15 protein-coding genes are annotated in these 22,289 nt (G+C 60.9%); all 15 read left to right on the top strand.

What is annotated here, in order from left to right; translation table 11 throughout:
• The first annotated feature begins 54 nt into the window (after positions 1 to 54).
• The 15 genes from tssH (at position 55) to G3N61_RS08910 (ending at position 22,198) form a co-directional block, all read left to right on the top strand.
• The gene (gene tssH / locus G3N61_RS08980; protein WP_205822226.1) at positions 55 to 2,736 is read left to right on the top strand and encodes a type VI secretion system ATPase TssH; all 2,682 of its coding nucleotides are present in this window, start codon (positions 55 to 57) and stop codon (positions 2,734 to 2,736) included.
• Positions 2,737 to 2,771: 35 nt separating this feature from the next.
• Complete coding sequence (gene tssB / locus G3N61_RS08975; RefSeq protein ID WP_205822225.1) at positions 2,772 to 3,311, top strand: type VI secretion system contractile sheath small subunit; 540 nt, start codon at positions 2,772 to 2,774, stop codon at positions 3,309 to 3,311.
• A 27-nt stretch (positions 3,312 to 3,338) separates the two neighbouring features.
• Positions 3,339 to 4,832 (top strand): type VI secretion system contractile sheath large subunit, encoded by a 1,494-nt coding sequence (gene tssC / locus G3N61_RS08970; protein WP_205822224.1) that lies wholly within the window; start codon positions 3,339 to 3,341, stop codon positions 4,830 to 4,832.
• Positions 4,833 to 4,925: 93 nt separating this feature from the next.
• The gene (locus tag G3N61_RS08965; RefSeq protein ID WP_043179711.1) at positions 4,926 to 5,411 is read left to right on the top strand and encodes an Hcp family type VI secretion system effector; all 486 of its coding nucleotides are present in this window, start codon (positions 4,926 to 4,928) and stop codon (positions 5,409 to 5,411) included.
• Positions 5,412 to 5,490: 79 nt separating this feature from the next.
• The gene (gene tssJ, locus G3N61_RS08960; RefSeq protein ID WP_205822223.1) at positions 5,491 to 5,994 is read left to right on the top strand and encodes a type VI secretion system lipoprotein TssJ; all 504 of its coding nucleotides are present in this window, start codon (positions 5,491 to 5,493) and stop codon (positions 5,992 to 5,994) included.
• Between the two features lie 31 nt (positions 5,995 to 6,025).
• Positions 6,026 to 7,369, top strand: coding sequence for a type VI secretion system baseplate subunit TssK (tssK, locus tag G3N61_RS08955; protein ID WP_205822222.1), 1,344 nt, complete (start codon positions 6,026 to 6,028; stop codon positions 7,367 to 7,369).
• Positions 7,370 to 7,656: 287 nt separating this feature from the next.
• Positions 7,657 to 10,188 carry a type VI secretion system Vgr family protein gene (gene tssI, locus G3N61_RS08950; RefSeq protein ID WP_205822221.1) on the top strand — a complete coding sequence of 844 codons (2,532 nt, stop codon included), beginning with the start codon at positions 7,657 to 7,659 and terminating at the stop codon, positions 10,186 to 10,188.
• Complete coding sequence (locus G3N61_RS08945; protein ID WP_241017652.1) at positions 10,160 to 11,083, top strand: DUF4123 domain-containing protein; 924 nt, start codon at positions 10,160 to 10,162, stop codon at positions 11,081 to 11,083. Before tssI ends, G3N61_RS08945 begins: the two co-directional genes overlap by 29 nt.
• Complete coding sequence (locus G3N61_RS08940; protein WP_205822220.1) at positions 11,080 to 11,601, top strand: DUF3304 domain-containing protein; 522 nt, start codon at positions 11,080 to 11,082, stop codon at positions 11,599 to 11,601. The genes G3N61_RS08945 and G3N61_RS08940 overlap by 4 nt, the downstream gene beginning before the upstream one ends.
• Before the next feature lie 15 nt (positions 11,602 to 11,616).
• On the top strand, positions 11,617 to 13,995 hold the full coding sequence (locus tag G3N61_RS08935) for a DUF2235 domain-containing protein (RefSeq protein WP_205822219.1): 2,379 nt from the start codon (positions 11,617 to 11,619) through the stop codon (positions 13,993 to 13,995).
• Between the two features lie 24 nt (positions 13,996 to 14,019).
• Complete coding sequence (locus G3N61_RS08930; RefSeq protein ID WP_011354597.1) at positions 14,020 to 14,301, top strand: PAAR domain-containing protein; 282 nt, start codon at positions 14,020 to 14,022, stop codon at positions 14,299 to 14,301.
• Positions 14,302 to 14,303: 2 nt separating this feature from the next.
• Positions 14,304 to 15,608: a type VI secretion system protein TssL, long form gene (gene tssL, locus G3N61_RS08925; protein WP_205822218.1), complete on the top strand. Its 1,305-nt coding sequence runs from the start codon at positions 14,304 to 14,306 to the stop codon at positions 15,606 to 15,608.
• Positions 15,609 to 15,633: 25 nt separating this feature from the next.
• On the top strand, positions 15,634 to 19,743 hold the full coding sequence (gene tssM, locus G3N61_RS08920; RefSeq protein WP_205822217.1) for a type VI secretion system membrane subunit TssM: 4,110 nt from the start codon (positions 15,634 to 15,636) through the stop codon (positions 19,741 to 19,743).
• 17 nt (positions 19,744 to 19,760) lie between these two features.
• Positions 19,761 to 20,975, top strand: a complete 1,215-nt coding sequence (icmH, locus tag G3N61_RS08915) for a type IVB secretion system protein IcmH/DotU (protein ID WP_205822216.1) — start codon at positions 19,761 to 19,763, stop codon at positions 20,973 to 20,975.
• A 392-nt stretch (positions 20,976 to 21,367) separates the two neighbouring features.
• Complete coding sequence (locus G3N61_RS08910; protein WP_205822215.1) at positions 21,368 to 22,198, top strand: hypothetical protein; 831 nt, start codon at positions 21,368 to 21,370, stop codon at positions 22,196 to 22,198.
• Positions 22,199 to 22,289 lie beyond the last annotated feature (91 nt).

The raw sequence follows: 22,289 nt of genomic DNA, 5'->3' as shown, positions 1-22,289 counted from the left end.
TGATTGCGTCGACGGATTCGTTCGCGACACGCTAACGAACAAAATAAGACCACCATGAACATTTCACGCCAGACCTTGTTCGGCAAGCTCGGGGTCGAGCTTTACCGAGGAATCGAGTCGGCAACGAGTTTCTGCAAACTGCGCGGAAACCCGTTTGTCGAACTCGTCCATTGGCTGCACCAACTGCTTCAGCAGCGGGATGGCGACCTGCAGCGGATCGTGCGCCATGCGGATATCAATCGCGACGCGCTCGAGCGCGATCTTGCGCGGGCGCTGGCTGCCTTGCCGGCCGGTGCGAGTTCGATCAGCGATTTTTCCTGGCATATCGAAGCGGCCATCGAACGCGGCTGGGTGCTGGCGACCCTCGGTCATGGCGATTGTCGCGTGCGCGGTGCATGGCTGGTTGCGGCGCTCGTGTCGACCCCCGAACTGCGGCGCGTACTTCTCGCCATTTCCCCGGAATTCGGCAAGATTTCAGTGGAAGATCTTGGCGATGTGCTTCCCGCCTGGATCGACGGGTCGCCGGAAGCTGCCGACGGGCCGTACGATCGCAGTGAGCTTGCGCCGGTCCTGCCGGGTGAGGCCTCGGGCGCGGTGTCCGGCGCGTCGAAGGGCAACTCGCTCGAGCAGTATTGCCTGGATCTCACTGCGCGGGCCCGCGCCGGCGAAATCGATCCAGTCGTCGGCCGCGAGCTTGAAATCCGCACCATGATCGACGTGCTGCTGCGTCGGCGACAGAACAACCCGCTGGTCACCGGCGAGGCCGGCGTCGGCAAGACGGCCGTGGTGGAGGGGCTGGCGCGTGCGATTGCATCGGGCAACGTCCCGCCAAATCTCGCGGACGTGCGATTGCTGAGCCTCGATGTCGGCGCGCTTCTCGCAGGGGCGAGCATGAAGGGGGAGTTCGAGGCTCGCCTGAAGGGCGTGCTCGAGGCGGCGACAAGATCGGCGGCACCCGTCATTCTGTTCGTCGACGAAATCCATACGCTGATCGGCGCGGGCGGGCAGGCCGGCACAGGCGATGCCGCCAACCTCCTGAAGCCGGCCCTTGCGCGTGGCACGATCCGCGCGATCGGTGCGACGACCTGGGCCGAATACAAGCGGCATATCGAGAAGGATCCGGCGCTGACCCGGCGCTTTCAGGTGTTGCAGGTCGCGGAGCCGTCCGAGGCGGCCGCGACCGACATGGTGCGCGGGCTTGTGCCGACGTTCTCGTCGCATCACGGCGTCGTCGTGCGGGACGAAGCGATCCGTGCCGCAGTGACGCTGTCGCATCGCTATATTCCGTCCCGCCAGTTGCCCGACAAGGCGATCAGCCTGCTCGACACCGCGTGTGCGCGCGTCGCGCTGTCGCAGCACGCGACGCCGCGCGAGCTCGACGATGTGCGGCAGCGCCTGGCGGCCGCGCGTGCCGAAGAGGCGCTGCTGGTGCAGGAGGCCCGTATCGGTCTCGACGCGGACAAGGCGTTGAATCGCGTGCGTACGCGTATCGACATGCTGGCGACGGAGGAAGCGGCGATCGCGGATCGCTGGCACGAGCAGGTGTCAGCCGCCCAGGCGTTGCTCGCCGGAAGAGAAGCCGCGATTGCGGACGCAGAGGGTTCGCCGGTATCGGTTGATCAACTGCGTGAGCTTGAACGTACGCTGGCTACGCTGCAGGGCGATGTGCCGCTCGTTTTCCCCGAGGTCGACGAATCCATCGTCGCCGAAATCGTCTCGGACTGGACCGGTATCCCGGTCGGCCGCATGGTCACCGACGAGATCGCAGCCGTTCGTCGCTTGCCGGAAACGCTGGGCACCCGCGTGATCGGGCAACGCGACGCGCTGCACCTGATCGGCGAACGCGTGCAGACTGCGCGCTCGGGCCTGACCGATCCGAAGAAGCCGCTGGGTGTGTTCCTGCTTGCCGGCCCGTCCGGCGTCGGCAAGACCGAGACCGCGCTGGCGCTTGCAGAGGCGCTATACGGAGGTGAGCAGAACCTGATCACGATCAACATGAGCGAGTATCAGGAAGCGCACACCGTGTCGGGCCTGAAAGGTGCGCCGCCCGGCTATGTCGGCTACGGCGAGGGCGGTGTGCTGACCGAGGCGGTGCGTCGTCGTCCCTACGCGGTCGTGTTGCTCGACGAGATCGAGAAGGCGCATCGCGACGTGCACGAAATGTTCTTCCAGGTGTTCGACAAGGGATACATGGAGGACGGCGACGGTCGCCATATCGATTTCCGCAATACCACCATCCTGCTGACGAGCAACGTCGGCGCCGACCTGAGCGCGAGCCTCTGCGCGGATCCGGCACTGTCGCCCGATCTCGACGGCCTGCGGGCTGCGCTTGCCCCGGAATTGCTGAAGGCATTTCCGGCGGCGTTCATGGGGCGTGTGACGGTCGTGCCGTACCGGCCGCTTGCCGACAACGCCCTTGCCAGCATCGTTTGCCTGCATCTGGATCGCGTCGTGAAACGCATGGCGGACAGTCATGACATCGCGCTTGCCTACGACGACACGGTCGTGAATTACGTCGTCGGCCGTTGCCTGGTTCAGGAGACCGGTGCGCGCGTGCTCATCGGCTTCATCGAGCAACACGTGCTGCCGCGTCTTTCCGCGCTCTGGCTCGATGCGTTCGCATCGCGCGTGCCACTCACACGCATCGCGATCGGCGTGGCCGATGCCTCCGCATCGCCTGCCCAGGCGCTGACGTTCGAGGCGACTCCTTCTCATCTTGTCGAGCCGTGCCGTTGAGCTCGACATCCGTCAACCACTGTCAGGAGACTTTCATGTCCGCTAGCAGTTCGCAGAAGTTCATCGCGCGCAATCGTGCGCCGCGCGTGCAGATCGAATACGACGTCGAAGTGTATGGCTCGGAGAAGAAAATCGAGCTTCCGTTCGTGATGGGCGTGCTCGCCGATCTGTCCGGCAAGCACCCGGTCGAACCGCTGCCTGCGGTGTCGGATCGCCAGTTCCTGGAAATCGATATCGACAACTTCGACGAGCGCATGAAGGCGATCCGGCCGCGCGTTGCGTTTGCCGTGCCGAATACGCTGACGGGCGACGGCCAGATGATGGTCGACATGACCTTCGAAAGCATGGAGGACTTCTCGCCGGCCGCGATCGCCGACAAAGTGGAGCCGCTGCGCCGCTTGCTTCAGGCGCGTACGCAACTGGCGAACCTGCAGACGTACATGGACGGCAAGTCGGGGGCGGAGGCGCTCGTCACCCAGTTGCTGCAGGACCCGGCCCTGCTGAAGTCGCTGGCCGCGGCGCCGCGGCCCGAGCGGCACGAAGAACGCGCGGCCGATTCGAGCGACGCGAGCTGACCGACAAACCGATCGAGGATGACCATCATGGCAAAACAGCAAGCACAGGCCGTCGAGATCCAGGCGACCACCCAGTCCGACTTTACGCAGCTGCTGGAGCGGGAGTTCCGGCCGAAAACGGACCAGGCCCGCGAGGCGGTCGAACACGCGGTGCAGACGCTCGCGGAGCAGGCGCTTACGCAATCGATCACGATCAGCGACGACGCCTACAAGAGCATCGCGGCCATCATCGCGCAGATCGATCACAAGCTTTCCGAGCAGATCAACCTGATCCTGCATCACGATGACTACCAGGCGCTTGAATCCGCGTGGCGCGGCTTGAACCACCTCGTGTCGAACACCGAGACGGACGAACACCTGAAGATCCGCGTGATGGACGTCTCGAAGACCGAGCTGCATCGTTCGATGCGTCGCTACAAGGGGCTGGCGTGGGACCAGAGCCCACTCTTCAAGCAGATCTACGAGCAGGAGTATGGCCAGCTGGGTGGTGAGCCATACGGCTGCATCGTGGCCGACTATTACTTCGACCATACGCCGCCGGACGTCGACCTGCTGGGCTCGATCGCGAAGGTGGCGGCGGCTTCGCACACGCCGTTCGTGACCGGTGCGGCCCCGTCGGTGCTACAGATGGAGTCCTGGCAGGAATTGGCCAACCCGCGCGACCTGACGAAGATCTTCACGCAGAACCTCGAATACACCGCGTGGAATTCGCTGCGCAATACCGAGGATGCGCGCTACGTCGGTCTCGCGATGCCGCGCTTCCTGGCGCGCCTGCCGTATGGTGCGAAGACCAATCCGGTTGACCAGTTCGATTTCGAAGAAGACACGAACGGCTCGAACCACAGCCGCTACGGCTGGGCCAACGCGGCCTACGCGATGGGCGTCAACATCAACCGCTCGTTCAAGCAGTACGGCTGGTGCTCGCTGATCCGCGGCGTCGAATCCGGCGGTACGGTCGAAAATCTACCGTGCCATACGTTCCCGACGGACGACGGCGGGATCGACATGAAGTGCCCGACCGAGATCGCGATTTCGGATCGTCGCGAGGCCGAGCTGTCGAAGAACGGCTTCATCCCGCTCGTGCATCGCAAGAACACCGATCACGCGACCTTCATCGGTGCCCAGTCGCTGCAGAAGCCGGCCGAGTATCACGACGCCGACGCAACCGCCAACGCGAACCTGTCGGCGCGCCTGCCGTACCTGTTCGCCTGCTCTCGCTTCGCGCATTACCTGAAGTGCATCGTGCGCGACAAGATCGGCGCGTTCAAGGAGCGCGAGGACATGCAGCGCTGGCTCAACGAATGGATCATGCATTACGTCGATGCCGATCCCGCGAACTCGTCGCAGGACACGAAGGCGCGCCGGCCGCTCGCGGCGGCGGAAGTGCTTGTCGAGGAAGTGGAGGGCAGTCCCGGCTACTACCAGGCGAAGTTCTTCCTGCGCCCGCACTTCCAGCTCGAAGGGCTGACCGTTTCGCTGCGGCTCGTGACGAAGCTGCCGTCGATCAAGGAAGCCGCTTAATCACCCGGTAGGGCCCGCAGGGCCGGACATCGGTTCGCTTGGGCAACCGACGATCGGCCAGTTTCCAATCGTTAAATAAAAGGAGTACTACACATGGCGCAGGACATTTTTCTGAAAATCGACGGCATCAACGGCGAATCGCTCGATGACAAGCACAAGGACGAAATCGAGATCCTGAACTGGGAGTGGGAAATCCAGCAGGAATCGTCGATGCATTCGGGTAGCGGCGGCGGTGCCGGGAAGGCAACCGTCAAGGATCTCACGTTCGAACACAACATCGATCGTGCAAGCCCGAACCTGATGAAGTACGCGCTGACGGGCAAGCACATCGACCAGGCCGTGCTGGTGATGCGCAAAGCGGGCGGCAACCCGCTCGAATACCTGAAGCTCACGATGAGCGACGTGCTCGTCACGCGCGTGAGGCCGTCCGGCAGCAAGGCCGGCGAAGAGAAGAGCCGCGAGACGGTGTCGCTGTCGTTCTCGAAGGTCAAGCAGGAATATGTCGTGCAGAACGCGCAGGGCGGCAGCGGCGGCGCCGTCACGGCGAGCTTCGACATCAAGGGCAACAAGGAAGCGTAAGCGCGGGACGCTGCGCGCGGCGGAGCGTTCGTGCCCTCCGCGCGCGGCGCATTTCGCGTTTCATCGAGGTGAATTCTCCATGCGTTCGATTCTGACTGCCGCGTTGCTCGCCGGTGTCGTGCTGCTCTCGGCCTGCGCGAGCGGCGAACCGAAGCCGAAGGAGCCGGTTCGGCTCGAACTGGCCGTCAAGGCGGCATCCGACGTCAATCCGGACGATCGCGGCCGGGCGGCGCCGATCGTCGTACGCATCTATGAGCTGAAGAACGACAACGCATTCGTGGCGGCGGATTTCTTCACGCTGGAGAAGCAGGAGAAGACGGTGCTGGCCGATGACGTCGTCAAGCGCGACGAGTTCCAGTTGCGGCCCGGCGAGCAACGGAAAGTCGTCCGGCGACCCGATCCGGAAACGACTGCCATCGGCGTGATCGCGGCCTACCGCGACTTGCCGAACGCGGTGTGGCGGTCGGTCTACACGATGCCGGCCGCGCCCGACAAGGCGTGGTACCGCTTTACACCGAAGCTGAAACTGACTGTCGATCTCGAGGCCAAGGCCGTCAGGATCGACGACGCGAAAAAGAAATGAAACACGTCGCGCAACACAACGGACGATACGTATGAGCTGGTACGCCAAGGTCGCCTGGCAGGAGGGGTTGTTTTTCAGACCGCAACTGTTCCAGCAACAGGAACGCTACTTCGAGAAGTACGCACACATGCGTGCGGCGCCGCTGTCGCCGTTTTTCTTCGGCTTCGCGCATTACGGGCTCGATCTGGAGTCGCTCGCGCTCGGGAAAGTGATCGTCAAGTCGGCCACCGGCGTGTTCGCCGACGGCACGCCGTTCGACGCGCCGGGCAATACGCCGCTGCCGCCACCGTTGACGATCCGTCAGGAACACCTCGACCAGGTGATCTATCTGGCGGTGCCGGTGCGCTTGCCGAACTGCGAGGAAACCACGTTCGCCAACACGGCGGATTCGATGGCGCGCTATCAGGTGTTCGACACCGAATTGCGCGATTCGAATTCAGTCGGACTGGCGCCTGAATCCGTGCAACTGTCGAACCTGCGGCTGCGCCTTGTGCCTGAGAAGGAGCTGGGCGATGCATGGATCGGCCTTGCGCTGACGTGTGTGAAGACCATCCGTGCGGACGGCAGCATCGAACTGGACGACACGATCGTGCCGCCCGTGTCCGGCTATGGCGCGAGCGATCTGCTGACGAGCTGGGTCACGAAGATCCACGATCTCGCTCACCTGCGCGCGAATGCGTTGTCGCAACGGCTGGCGGGTACCGACGATACAACCGCGAGCGCGGCGACGGTCACGGACTACCTGCTGTTGCAGATCCTGAACCGGTACGAGCCGTTGCTGCAGCACATGCTGCGCGTGCCGAACACGTCGCCTGCAGACGTGTACACGCTGCTGATCGCAATGGCGGGCGAGCTGTCGACGCATTTGCGGACGAATACGCGTCGCCCGCTCGATACGCATCCGCCATATCAGCATACGACGCCGCATCTGTGCTTGAAGCCGGTGGTAGACGACACGCATCGGCTGCTCAATGCCGTATTGGTGCGGAGCGCGCAGAGCATCGTGCTCGAGGATCAGGGGCATGGCATGCGCAACGCAGTGGTCGATCCGGTGGATATGCAGGGCTTTGCTTCGCTGGTACTGGCCGTGCATGCGGCGATGCCGCCCGATGCGCTGCGTCAGCAGTTTCTCGCGCAGGCGAAGGCGGGGCCGTCGGAGAAGCTGCCGAGCCTGGTGCGCAGTCATCTGCCGGGCATTGGTATGCAGCTCCTGCCGGTGCCGCCGCGGCAGATTCCGTTCAACGCCGGATATATCTATTACGAGCTGATGCAGGGCGGGGCGTTGTGGGAGGAGGTGGTGCGGCATGGCGGCATCGCATTGCATGTGGCGGGAGAGTTCCCGTCGTTGAGGCTTGAGTTGTGGGGTGTGCGCTGAACAGTTCGGCAATTATGAAGGAATTAAAGAGCGAAGTTCATAAAATATGAAGTTTTGTTAATTTAAATTTTGAAAATGAAAAAATCAAATGAAGAGAAGATGTCGGAAATATTTTATGGTCTCGTTGCCGTCATTGGCGTATTGATTGTGGTGGCAGTTATTCTGATCGTCAGTTTTTTAAGTGAGCCGCATTCATTTGTTAACGGTTGGAAATAAGGGCTATAGACGCCACAGGTGTAACACAAAACGGATGCTCAGTGATTCGATCGATTCAAGGAGATGTCGGGATGGCATTGTTTGACGCACCACGGACGCTGTCGGTTTCCGGCGCGACCCTGCCGATGTGCGGTGGTCAGTCGATCCTGACGCCGGTGAAGCTCGCTGGCGGCGAAACAATTGGCGAATTGTTCGAGTACGTGTTGGAACTGAAAACGCCGGATGCGCTCGGGTTTTCGCAGAGCATCGCTGCGAACGTCGATCTGGATGCATTGGTCGGCACAGAAGTGACCGTATCGATCCAGCTCGAAGGAAAGGGGCGTTTCATTCCAGGTCTAGCCGGCGCCGCCGGAATGGCGAACGTCGGTGCTGGCATGCGCGAGATCACCGGTATTGTCAGCCAAGCGACGATTGTGCGTGAAGACGGGCGGTCGATTGTCTATGAGCTCACACTCCGACCGTGGCTGTGGCACGCGACGAAGAACTGCGATTGCCGCATCTTTCAGGATATGTCCGTTGTAGAGATCACCGATGCGGTGCTCTCGGTCTACCCGTTTCCGGTCGAAAAACGAATCACGACTCCGCGGCCGAGCAAGGTATGGCCGAAACGGGATATCCAACGCCAGCACCTCGAAAGCGACTGGACATTCCTGCAGCGCTTGTGGGAAGAGTGGGGCATCTATTATTTTTTCGAGCACGACGAGGGCAAACATCGTCTCGTGCTTTGTGACTCGATGGGGGCACTCAAACCGCTGAGTGATGCTTACACCGCGCTGCGCTATGAACCGCCGACCAGTCGGCGGATCGACGAGGAACACATTCACGAGTTATCGGTTTCGCACGCGTTGACCACAGGCGCAGTGACGAGTGTCGACTATGACTACACGTTGCCGCGCGCGAACCTCAAAGTGATGCGCGAAGACCCTCGCGACACCGGGCTCGCCCATCAGGAACAGTACTCGTGGGGGGATTACGCGCAGCCTCAAGCTGGCGCGGCCGGTCTCTCAGGCGACCACAACGAGCCTCGCACGGAGGCGGAGTATCTGACGCTGGTGCAGATGCAGGCGTGGCGTTGCCAAGGCTTGAGGGCTCACGGCAAAGGCAACCTACGCGGCCTCGTCACAGGTCAGACGTTCGTGTTGTTGCACTACCCGCAGGACGCGGCCAACCGAGAGTATGCAGTCGTCGGTTGCATGCTGACGATTGAGGATATCGGCGAATCGTCAGGTTCCGGTCAGCGTTACCGCTGCGAAGCGGATTTCACGTTGCAGTCGACCAACGAGCCATTCCGGCTATTGCGAACTATCGCGAAGCCGCGCATGACCGGCGTCGAATACGCCGTTGTGACGTGTCCCGAGAACCAGGAAATCTGGACCGATGCCTATGGTCGGGTGAAGCTGCAGTTTCTGTGGGATCGGCTCGGCAATAACGACGAGCGTTCAAGTTGCTGGGTGCGCGTGGCCGGTGCGTGGCGCGGTGATCAGTTCGGTGGAGTCTTTCTGCCGCGTCGGGGGCATGAGGTCGAAGTCGCTTTCGTCAACGGCGATCCGGATTTGCCGATCATCGTGGGTAGTGCGACCAACGCGTTCAACATGCCGCCCTTCGCGCTGCCGGAGAATCAGACGCTGGCCGGCTATCGCAGCCGGGAGGTCGGCGGTCGTCGGGCGAACACGCTCGCCTTCGACGATACGAACGGAAGAATTCAGGCGCACCTGTCGAGCGATGAAGGTGCTTCGCAGTTGAATCTGGGTTACATCACGCGTATTGCGGGCAACGCAGGGCGGCAGGATGAGCGTGGTCGTGGGGCCGAACTGCGCACGGATGGTCATGGCGTATTTCGTGCCGGGCAGGGGATGCTGCTCACGACCGAAGTTCGGCAAAACGCGCAGGCTCATGTGACCGACATGGGTGAAACGACGGCTCGACTCGAAGAGGCCGAGCGTTGGCAGACGATGATCGCGGAACTGGCGCAGCAGGCGACGGCTCAAGAGGCGAACGGGCATCAGGAGGAAGTCGCCAGAACGCTCGCCAAACAGAACGCTGCGATAGGCGGATCGCAAGGCGCCGCCGCCGATGGTTTTTCTGAATTCGGTGCGCCGCACGTCGTCATCGCCGGTGCTGCCGGTATCCAGACCACGACGCCGGCGACAACGCATATCGCAAGCGGTCAGCACGTCGCGCTGACAAGCGGGGAGCATATCGCGGCATCGGCGAACGGCAGTGTCCTCATCAGTGCACGGGATACTTTGCGCCAGTTTGCGGCGAGTGGGGGTATGAAGTCCGTCGCGGCAGACGGCGACATCGACTTTCACGCGCTTAAGAAGGCGATCAATCTGCTCGCCCTGCTTGAAGTCAACGTGACCAGCGACACGATTCATATCAGCGCGCAGAAGAAACTGGTGTTGAACGGGGGCGGCAGCTATATCGAGCTTGAACAAGGCAGTATCAAGAGCGGGACGAGCGGCGTCTGGCTTGCCCATGCAGCCAATCACTATTTCCCGCAGCCAGACGAAGTGCCTGTCGAGCTCCACGTTCCCAAGGTGTGTATCGAGTGCCTGCTGAAAGCCGCGAAGAATGGCGCATCCGCTGTTCCTCGGCTCTGAGGTTTGCATCATGACGATAGTAGACGACAACGCAAAACTTTACGGTCTGGTTGACGGTGCTCAGTATCCAGATTCGATTGCTACATGGGTGCTCGAATTCTCGCCAGAGGTGCGATCGTTGTTCGAGGGGCTTCCGGAGGAAGAGGCCGGAAATTCCGCGCCGATCCTCTTCGAGATCGACGATGCAAAGAGCGAATGGGTTCGCCACATCGATGAGCTGGACCGGTATCGACCATGCTTCACCGTGGTGCGCAGCGCATTGAGTATTGATGAGCTCACGCTGCACCTGCAGCGCTTTCTCTTTGTCGACATCGGTGAAGGGATGCAGGCACTGCTCCGCTGGTTCGACCCGCGTTCGCTTCCGTCGATTCTGGAAGTCTGGGGGAAAGCGGCACAGGCAGAACTAACTCGCCCGTTGACGATGTGGATGTACCGGGGAGGCCGCTCGGAGTGGCAACACGTTGGAATCGACGCACGCGCGTCGGCAGCAGACGCGGGAGAGTTTCCTCGGTTCCTTAGTCAACGGCAGCTCGATGATTTGGAACGGCACGATGAACCGCATGCGCTCATGAGCGAGTTGAGCGACCTTGGTTTGATCGACACGAGCCAGTCGTACGCAACCAGATACCAGAATTTTCTTCGACGCTACAACCGTGCGGGTGAATGGGCGCTGACTTCACGCGCGGACCGTCACGCGTTCTGTATGGGCTCGTACCAATACGGCGAATCCTTCGACCGACACGATGAAATTCGAGCGGCGATTCGATCGAGTGTCGCCAGCAGGGCTCCGTTGGTGCAATCGTTCGACATGGTTCCGGCCTATGTCTGGCGGGAGTTGATGTGTAGCCACGAGAAGAAGGCGAAGGCACTCCAAGAACAGGAGGTTGGGAAATGATCGAGTCTATCTGGAAGCGTTTCGCCGTGGTATTCGTCGTTGGGTTGCTGTTGACACTGGCGGGTTGCTCCGATGCGGACGAGAGCAATCCGTCAAACGTAAGCGGCTACAACTACACCGACTATTACATTGATCAATTCAGCATTAGAAATGAGGGGCAAAGGCTTTCTGCCGGTGGGTCGAACATGTTGCCGAAGGAGGCAGGGCAGGTGCGTTCAGAAAGTGGCGGCATGTGTTGTATCAGTATTCCTTCCAAATGGCGTCCTGACATGAAGCTCGTAGTCAAGTGGCGACGGGACACGCGTCCCTACGACGACGATCGAAGCGGTGATCAGTGGCTTACTGCTACGACAGGAGTTCCGCCATACGGGCCACGGACCTATGGCTTCTGGGTGCATTTCCTGCCAGGTGACCGTATTCGCGTTGAAATTCAGGATAAGCCATCAATGCCAGTTAAGCCAGCTGAGAAGGACCCCTACATTGTGCAAGGCATGCTGGATCCGGAATTTAACAAGTAGTAAGGAGAAGAGGCAATGAGCGAAATCCGTTGGCCCGAAGCATTCAACGAGCAGGGGTGTTTGTCCGAGGGCGCGACTGCCCGTGCAATGGGCAAGAGTGCATTGGCCGAGGGTGCGTCGAGCTGCCCGCAGACATTACATGTCAATTTGTTCTTCGATGGCACGAATAATAATATGGAAGAGGATGCTAAGAGCGTTGAAAAGCCAACGCATAGCAACGTTGCCAGATTATATCGTGCGTGCCATCAGAATAAATCAATAGGAATTTTTGCTGAATACATTCCCGGCGTCGGCACGCCATTTCAAGAAATTGGTGAGAAGGAATTCACGGCGAAGGGTAAGGCATTCGCCGCTGGTTTCGGCATGCGCGTGGCGTGGGGATACACCCGCTTGTTGAACGCGCTGCATCAAGCAATGACAGGTAGCGCGCTGATGGATAACTCGGAAGCACGGGAGGTGTGCTCGCTGATCGACGATGAAGTCATTGCGACCAACGGAACTGTAGTTTCAGCCGTCACGAACATAGCTAAGACCAGCCGAGTTGCAGGAGCAGCGGCAAGTAGTCCTATGTTTTACTACGGATACAAGGTTCGATCGAAGCTTGAGCGATTACATGGGGAGCTGTCGGCGCTTCAAAGGAAGCACAGCAGCCCGGGCGGGCAGCTCAACCGGTCGATCAAGAAGGTGTGGGTTAACGTTTTCGGCTTTTCTCGAGGTGCCGCAGGCGCGCGGGTGTTCGTGAATCGTCTCATTAACACATGGGCGCCAGGTGGAAAGATCGCTGGTGCGATTCCGTACGAAGTCAATTTCCTGGGGATCTTCGACACTGTCGCATCGGTTGGCATACCCGATACCGCTACGGCGGCGATCAATCGGGTGGAACTCGATGGGCATTGGGCATGGACGTCAAGGGGGGCGCTCAACGTTCCCATATCGGTCAAGAAATGTGTGCACTTCTTCTCGATCCACGAACAGAGGATGAGCTTTCCGCTCGATTCCATTCGGGAGCGGCAGATATATCCAATAGGCGAACCCCGTAGGATCGAGATTGCTTACCCCGGGGTGCATTCTGACGTCGGCGGTGGTTATCCCGTTGGTGACCAGGGTAAATCGAGAGCGGGAGAGGGTAGTAAGCTCAGCCAGATTGCCTTGCACAATATGTACATTGAGGCGCTGAAGGCTGGGGTGCCACTGTTGACAGGAAATGATAAAAATCCGCTTCCGAAGGTTGTAGGGCAAGATTTTCGGATTTCTTCAGCAGTCGTCCACGCCTTTAACGACTGGTTGTCGACTGTCAATCAGAAGCCGCTCGACAGCGTTGAAACGGCGTTGCGTATTGGCATGGGGCAATCTCTCGCGTGGCGGACGCTGCGAGCGGATGTAGGCAATTCTCAGACATACATTACGTCTCAGGAGTTCTTCCGCCGCGCGCGGGAGGATCAGGTCACCCCGTACGGACTGGAAAAGCGCCTCGAGCAAAAGGGATCATCAGCCCGGCTTGACGGCCTGAAGCGTGAAAAGCGCGAGCTCGAAATTCGAAAGAATACCCTCGAGGCCGCAGCGCTTGGAACGATCAGAAACCCGCTTGAGTCGAATGCGTTTAAAAAGCGAGCCGAGCAACTTGCCGAGCAAATCAAGAAGAAGGATAAGGAGATACTTGAGGCTGCGGCGGATAACGGAAAGGAAAGTCGGCCTGGAGAGGGGGCGACGGACATCACAACCAATGACAAGACCGACCTTCTCGAGGCGGCCGAGGAATTTCGGCTCGTTCTAGCATATTTGCGCCCCGATCAGCGAACGCGCTTGCAGGTGTACTGGTCGCAGGCGCCGGCGAAAGCAGTCAAGATGGGGAGCGGGCTCTTCTCGGCAGAGATTTTCATATCACAGAACCCCAACGCCTACTATTTGACCGTCGATCGAAAGGACGCGGGTTCTCACCGACGACAAGGTTCGAACACCGTTTGGTTGGGCGATCGCGATCTCGCCATCCAACTCCTCGGCGCTGTCGCTGCCTACCAGCCGGTCTTGGACTTCGTGCTAGCTCCGGAAACGCAGATGTTGCCGTTTCTACTTGAGCACACCTCCGACGAGGCAGTGCGGAAGCTCTCGCCAGCCGTCGTGCGCCTAATGGACGATTACGTACACGACAGCCGCGCCTGGTTTCGCGTTCCGTATTTTCACGAATATTCACCAGGCGGCTATGGATGGGCGCGCACGTTCTTTGTCGGCAATGACAGGCGTGTCCGTAACCTCGGTCTTACGGATCAAGCGACAGCCGTTGCTGCATCACGAGAGCAGAAAGCGGCGGTGGATCGCGGCAAGTTCGTCGTCGAGCGGTCGAGGACGTTGCCGCCCCCGGTGAAATTCGACTTCAGCAATCTTCCGCGCCAATGAGCGCGCCCTCCTACGAATAGCACCATGTCAATCAGCATCGCAGTCGTCGGGGACGCAACCGACCATGGCGGCCGGATCATTACCGGCTCGGATACGCACAAGATCGGCGGCAAGAAAATAGCCCGTCTGCACGATCTGGTCGACTGTCCGGAAACCTATCCGGACGGGCGTCCGCACGGCATCAACAAGATTATCGAAGCCCATCCGACGCTCAGCGTCGGCGGGCGTTACGTGGCATTGCACGGGCATCGCACCGAGTGCGGCTGCCGACTGATTGCGACTTCGACGGCCAAGGTGGGGCGCTAGCCATGTCGACACCAAGGAAATCCAGTACGCCGTTTGGCGTCGAGCACACTCCCGCGAATGACGAGGAAGCATTGGAGAAAGCGCTGAACCGGGAGGGCGATACACCTGTCAGTCAGGATATTGCACCTCCCGAAGCTTTCGAGCAGCGCCTGGCCAAGGTCAAGGCCGCTTCGAATCCTTTGCTCGAGGCATCACGCGTCTTGCTGCGTGCGCAGGCCGACATGCCCGAAACGTTCGAGTCGAAAGATGCAACCGTGTTGTTACGTACGCTTCTCGTGGAAGAGGTCCGCGTATTCGAGAGGCTATGCGAGCAGGCAAACATCCGACGCGATCACATGATCGGCGCGAGCTACTGCCTGTGTACCGCGCTCGACGAAGCGGTAGCGCAAACCGCATGGGGCAAGGAGGGCACGTCGGCGATCGAATGGATGAAAAGCGGTCTTGCGACCACTTTCCACGGAGATCTCAAGGGCGGTGACAAAGTCTACCTGCTGATCGGCCGGTTGCTGGAGGATCCTCACGAGCATCGTGACCTGTTGGAAGTGATTTACCGGATTCTCAGTCTCGGCTTCGAAGGACGCTACCGAGGCGTGGCTGATGGCCCGCGCAAGCGCGACGCGATTCGTCAGCGGCTCTACAACGTGATTACATCGCAGCGCGAACCCGGACCGCTGACGTTATCGCCGCGCTGGCAATCGACCGTGAAAGGCAAGCACCTGTCGTTTACCGATTTCCCGGTATGGATCACCGTCACGGTCTTGTCGGTGATCCTGCTCGGACTGTTCGGATGGTTCAAGTGCGAACTGTTTAGCCGCAGCGCGGACATCCAGAAGCAGATTGCCGACATCGCCCGCATGACACCGTCGCCTGCGCCGCCACGGCAATTGCACCTCAAGCAATTGCTCAAGGATGAAATCGCGGCTGGCACGGTCAGTGTCGACGAGGATGCCCGCCACAGCGCCGTCACGTTCCGCGACGACGCGATGTTCAAGCCCGGCGGCGCTTCGGTTCAGGTATCGATGAATCCGCTGATCTCGAAGATCGCGGGCGAGGTCGCCAAGGTGCCGGGCAAGGTCACGATCATTGGCTACACGGACAACGTGCCGATTCGCAGCCGGCATTTCGCATCGAATCAGGTGCTGTCGGAAGAGCGCGCCATCCAGGTCATGCAGATGCTGCAAGCCGCGGGGGTGCCGGCAAGCCGGCTCGAAGCCGTCGGCAAGGGCGATACCGATCCGGTTGGCGACAACCGAACTGCGCAGGGGCGTGCGCAAAACCGCCGCGTCGAGATCGACGTCGCACGATAAGCCAGATCCGTTTCCGGAATAACACATGAAGAAGTTCCAGTTCCTGTCGTTTCTGGCCTCGCGCCAGTTCCTCGCGTTCCTTGCACTGATCGTCGTTGCATTGGTGATCTGGTTCGTCGGCCCGTTTTTCGCGTTCGGCGGGCTCAAGCCGCTCGCCAGTGCCGGCATGCGTGTGCTGCTGATCGCGCTGTTGCTCGCCGGCGTGTTGCTCTGGCTCGTGGGCTGGTCGACGATCGTCGTGTTTGCCGCATTGCTTTGCTTGTTGATCTGGTACGCGGCACCGCTGCTCTCGTTCGGTCATGTGGCGCCGTTCGAGGCGGTGTCGGCTCGGCTCACCGCAATCGCGCTGGTGGCGGGCGCTTTCGCTCTTTTCGGGATGTTCCGTCTGTGGCAGAAGATGCGCGAAGACGACGCGTTCCTGAAGAAGATGCTGCGCATGGACCGCCGCAAGGATGATTCACCCGCTGCACCGCGCTTGCGTCAAGTCGAAGGGATCATGACGAGCGCGCTCGCGCGCCTCAAATCGATGCGTACCGGCGCGCGCGGTCCTGGCAAGCTGTTCCAGGGCAAGCGCTATTTGTACGAGCTGCCCTGGTACATCACGCTCGGCTCGCAAGGGTCCGGCAAGACCAGCGTACTGACGAACGGCGGATTGGTGTTTCCCGTTGCAGAGCAGATGCAGCGCGCGACCGGCGCGCCGGCCGGTGACGCTGCCGCGGTGGAATGGTGGATGACCAATGGCGCGGTGCTGATCGACACGGCCGGCTACTACGCGCATCACGGCATGTCGACGGCCGACGACGTCGATGCGCCCGTCTTGGAAACGGGAAAGCCGGCAACCGGCGTTCAGGGCAAGGACGGCGCCGATACCGGGCCGGCTGTGGAGGCCGCTGAAGACGATTCGAAGCGCAATGAGGCATCGCAATCGAAAGCCGCCGCCGTGTCCGCAGCCAGCGGCTCTGCCGTTCCGCGCGGTCAAGGTGCGGGGGAACGCCGGCAGAAGGTCGATCGCGCGGAATGGTTCGGATTTCTGGGCATGCTGCGCCGGCATCGGCCCCGCGCACCGATCAACGGTGCGTTGTTGACGATCGATCTCGCCACGTTGGCGGGCGCCGACGAACAGGCGCGTGTGACTGAGGCTGCCATGTTGCGCGCGCGGCTGGCCGAACTGAGGCAGGAGCTGGGTATTCGCTTCCCTGTTTATGTGATGGTCACGAAGATGGACCGTCTGACGGGTTTCGCCGAGTGTTTCGGGGCGCTGACGGCCGAGGGGAGAGCGCAGGCATGGGGCTTCACGCTTCCGTATGGCAAGGAAACGGTTGCGAAGGAAGGCGTGCGCGAGCGCTGCCGCGCTGAGCTTGCCGAACTCGCACAACGGCTCGGCGGTTCGATTGATACCCATCTGCAGGATGAGTACGATCCGCGCAAGCGCCGGTCGCTTGCGGCATTGCCCGAGGAATTTTCGGCGCTGCTCGAACCGCTGCTCGACCTGATCGATCGGGTATTTCTCGACTCACGGTACGACGATACCCAACTTCATTCGACGTTGCGCGGCGTGTATTTCACGAGTGCGCGGCAACGGGACAGCGAGATCGTCGCGGAGCGCAGTACAGTCGTTCAACGCCTTCTGTCGACCCAGGACCACGCTCCCGTGTCGTCGGTACGCGCCGAAGGCAACCAGGGCTTCTTCCTGCACGACCTCCTGACTCGCGTCGTGTTCCCGGAAGCGCATCTGGTGAGGCCCAACCTGCGCTGGGAATACCGCTACCGGCTCTTGCGCCTGATCGGCCACACATTGGCGCTGCTGGTGTTCGTGTGGCTGGCCATCGGCCTGCGTGCAAGCTTCGGCAACAACGGCGACTATCTCGATGCAATCGGCCGCAAGGTGAAGGCGCTCACGACCCGCGTCACCCAGCTCTACAAGGAACCCAAGCCGGAATCGGTGCCCGACACGCTGACCGAGGCCCGCTATCTGGCGACCTTCCCGGGGCTGGACCTGTCGAATCCGGACAGTACGTGGCGCTACGGTCTCTATACGCCGGCGGACATCGCCACCGAAAGCCGCCATGCGTACGACGCCCTCGAGGACAACCTGCTGTTGCCGCAGATCGTGCACCGCCTGGAAGACGTCATGTCCGGTGCGATCGCCAGCAAGGATCCGAAGGCGGCCTACGATGCGCTGCGTGTCTACCTGATGTTGTACGACAAGGCGAAGCTCAACGCCGCGGACGTCAAGGCCTGGGTGCTCGACGACTGGGCGAAGACCGACAGCGCGGCCGTTTTCGGTGGAAGGGCGTCGATGATCGACCACGTGCAGCAGCTTTTCTCCGGAGAGCGCGTGGTGCAATCGCCGCTGATTCGCAACGATGCGCTGGTGCAGCAGGCGCGCGCGTTTCTCGACGGCAGCAACGCAACCGATCGCCTTTATCAGCGCGCGAAGACGGCGATGCTCAAGGAAGCGCCCGACGAGTTTACGCTCCTGCGCGTGGTCGGCCCGCAGGCCGGCACGGTGTTCACGCGGGCGAGCGACGCACCGTTGTCGCGTGGCGTGGCGGGGCTTTTCACGTTCGACGGCTATCGGAATCTGTTCGACAAGCGCTTGCCCGAATTCGTGCAGATCGCGCGAGATGACGATGCATGGGTGATGGGGCGCTCGTACCTGGCGGGTTCGTCGGATTCGGCTCAAAAAAAAACGGCTGAGATCGTGAGCAACGCGACTGGCGCGGACGATGCGCTGACCGACGCGGTCCGTCGCGAATACCTGATGGAATATGCGCAGCAGTGGGACGCGTTTCTCAACGACATCCGAACCGTGAGCGGCACGAGCCTTGCGTTCAATCTGAAGGTGCTGCGCAGCTTCGCGGCGCCTGATTCGCCGCTCGTGCGGCTTGCGCGGGCAGCCGTGCACGAGACGACGCTCACGCAGGCGATGGCTGTGTCGGACGGGTCGCTGCTGCAGCGAGCCGCCGACCAGCTCAATCAGAAGGCGGACAAGGCGTTGGGCATTCGGGCATCGGAGCGCGTTGAACGGGAACTCGTCGACAATCACTTTGCGGCGCTGCGCGAGGTCGTAACCGGGAGCGTGGATGCGCAATCCGATACACGGCCAGCCGCCACGCAGGCGGACAAGACGGGGCTGGACGGCGTCACCAACCTGCTGAACGACTATTACACGGCGCTCACGGTTGCCGACAATGCGTTGTCGAACAACAGCATGCCACCGGCGAGCGACGTAGCCGCGAAACTGAAAATGGCGGCCGACACGATGCCCGCACCGTTCCGCGCGGTATTGCTGCAGCTTGCCTCCGATGGCTCGCGCGAAGTTAATCAAGGCATCGGCCAATTGCTGTCGCGTCAGATGCAGGCGGTGGTCGGCGACACATGCCGGCTGATTGTCGAGGGTAACTATCCGTTTTCGCCGGACAGCAAGCGCGATGTCAGCATCGACGATTTCACCCGGGTGTTTGCACAAGGGGGCTTGATCGATGACTTCTTCACGAAAACGCTTGCACCGTTCGTCGACACGGCCGCGAAGCCTTGGCGCTACCGGACGCTGCCGGGCGCGACCGAACCCATGCAGGGGCCAGACCTGGAGCCGTTCGAGCATGCGAAGGCCATCCGCGACGTCTTCTTCAACGATCCCGGCCGCAAGCAGATGACGTGGAAGGCCGACATCCGGATTCCCGAACTCGATCCGACGATCATGAGTCTCTCGCTCGACATCGACGGACAGACGACGCTTTACCAACATGGTCCTGTTGCGCCTTTCACCGTCACATGGCCGGGACCGCGCGGCGGCGTCCACACGGAAATCACGGCCAGCCCGCGGATTCGGCCGGATACGTCGACGATCGCAGCAGATGGACCGTGGGCGTTGATGCGCCTGCTCCAGAAAGGTCGCGTAGTGGAGACGGCGACGCCGGGCCGCACGCGCGTCGCGTTCGGTTTCGACGGTCGTCAGGCAGCACTCGACGTCGCGAGCGCCGGGAGTGTCGCGAATCCGCTGACGAGCGACGTGCTGAAGACGTTCCGGTGCCCCAGCACGATGTCGGCGTTCAACCTGCCGGATAGTGGCCCGCCGCCGGGGTTGCCGCGAGGCATGTTGCCGGCAAGCGCGGGTAGCGCTTCCCGCTGAACCAGGAGGGGCGATCGATGAATCTTTCGACAACCGATCCGCAGGGCCATGCAGGGGCCATGGCGTCGCCGTCTGTTGCCGCACGGCTGAAAGCCACGGAGCAGGCGATCAACCCGCTGCTCGAAGCGTCACGTGTCCTGTTGCGGGCGTTGGCCGAGACGCCCGCAACGCTCGATGCCGATGCCGTCGCACGGTGGCGTCGATGGCTGGGGCAGGAAATTCGTCTCTTCACCTGGCTCTGCAGTGAACTCCGGCTCCGACCCGAGCATGTCCGGTGCGCCAGCTATTGTTTGTGCTCCGCGCTCGACGAGGCGGCGATGCAGACGCCTTGGGGGAAGGGTAAGACAACCGGCGTCGAATGGCAGGACAACAGCCTGGCGAGCGCGTTGGGGCATGATCGTCAGGGCGGCGACCGTGTTTTCCAACTGATCGACGACGCCATGCGCAATCAGCGCGAGAACCTCGATCTCATCGAGTTGTACCAAAACGTACTCGATCTCGGGTTCCGTGGGCGATACCGATTCGAAGCAGGCGGTCAAAAGCGCTTGCAGGTCATTCGCGAACACGTACACGACGCGGTGATGACGGGGGGGCAGAGCGTGAATCGCGTTAGCGAGCCGCGGAAACGTCCGCGACAGACGATCGATCCGTGGGTACGTCCGGTGCCGGTGCGCCGGTCACGAGCGAGGTTCGCTGGCGGTCTCGTTGTGGCGTTATTGCTGGGGGCCGGGGGCTACGTCGCGGCGGACCGTTGGGTGCGCACGAATGAGGGGCTCCGGGCATCGCAGCTGGATGTGCTCGCCCGAAACCTGGAGCAGCAACTTCGCGACGAGGTCGCTGCAGGGAATGTCGAACTGATCCGCGACTCCGGGCGCAATGCGTTGACGCTCCGATTCAGCGGCATGTTCGGGCCAGGCGAGGCGACGGTGGCGCCGTGGGGTGCTTCGGTGGTGGCTTCGGCTGGCCGGGAAATCGCGGCTGTGACCAAGGGCGCGACCCTCCGGGTGGCGGGATACGCAGATAGCACACCGATCAGTTCGGCACGTCAAGCATCTAACCAGGTGCTTTCCGACGTACGCGCCCGGCACGTGGCTCAAATTCTCGTTGCGGCTGGCGTATCGGCGCCGCGTATCAGTGTCGAGGGAAACGGCGATGCCGATTCGCTGGCGGACAACGGTACCGCGTCGGGAAGGGCGAGAAACCGGCGAGTCGAAGTGACTATTTCAGACTGACTTCCAATTGTGGGCGATACATGAGATCACCAAGGTGCACGAGACGATGTCCCACACATTGCATTTCGTCGATCGAGGTGTGTTTTCGCTTCTGCATCAACGTGACGGCCACAGGATGTCGATTCAGGGAAATCGTGCTTTGATCCGGACCTAGCCATATGGCTTGATGGTGGTTTGCGGGACAGTGGGTTAACGGACGTGTTGCCGTCACGAAAACGCACGTTACGTTATCCAATATGTAACAGACGGATCGTCGAATTTTTATGCTAAGTTTTTTGGGAGTTAGCATGTCTCGGAACACTCGGCATTGCAAGGGGCGAGCCCCTCCTCTACTAGCGATGGCCCGGCCAGCGCACGTTATTCGACTACCGCAACATCTGCGAAAATTTTCCGTGGTTGAAGGTGATCCCGACTTGTTCGGCACTCGCTGCATCAGTTTTGCCACGGCGTTGCTTTGCATGGTCGCGTGTCTGGGGCTCGGAGCGACATCTGCGATAGACGACCGCATTCAGTGGACCTTCGAGTTGGCGATCGTTTTGATTGCGTTGTTTGTTTCGATGGCCGCGTCAGCCATTGTCATGACGCGCGAGGGAATCAAGGCAGGGGCGTGGTTTCACGTCGATCAGATTGGTCTGTGGTATGGCACTGGAAAGTTATCGGATAGCAACGCGCTGTCCGCGGGAAGACGCATCCTCTGGGATGAGATAGTCGGGAAGCCGGATGCCGGGTGTGATGTGCGAACCGAATACCAGACATCCAGGTCATTCACGAAGAACTTCGTGTTCTGGCGCCGCTTGGCGACCGGTGAAATCGTCGAGCAACGAATTCCGATGAGGCTCACGTCCAATGCTATGCGATGCATACGGTTCAGGAATCGCGACGCACTGATTGTTGCGATACTACGCGGCCTTGCTGGTCGTGGTTTGCGGTTTGACCTTGATGTATTCGTCGATGCGGCTGTGCATCCTGAAACTTGGAGGCCGATGAAGCGGCCGCGGCGGATGCTGAATTTGCTGTACGCGGCGAGCAGTTTGCTGAGTGCGTGGTTTGTCATGCGATGTGTATTGACATGGCCCGTTTGGGCAACAATTGGCGGGATGGTTGTGGTATTTTTCGCCGCTATTTTCCTGGGAAATGTGCTGTGGGTATGCCGCTATCGTGACTTGACGGGTATCGTTTGCTTTGAAGGGGGTGTCAGGATTTCCGTGTTCAAGGCGGGTTGAGATTCACACGGATGGTCGAACGAATCGATCCTCGTAAAGGATGGCGAACTGGTTCATAGCCGCCTTCCAGTCATGAGCAGCACGCCCCCAA

The organism is Burkholderia sp. Ac-20349 (assembly GCF_017104865.1).
GTDB classification, from domain to species: domain Bacteria; phylum Pseudomonadota; class Gammaproteobacteria; order Burkholderiales; family Burkholderiaceae; genus Burkholderia; species Burkholderia aenigmatica.
The sequence above is the reverse complement of the archived record's forward strand: the minus strand, read 5'-3'. Positions and strand labels throughout refer to the sequence as shown.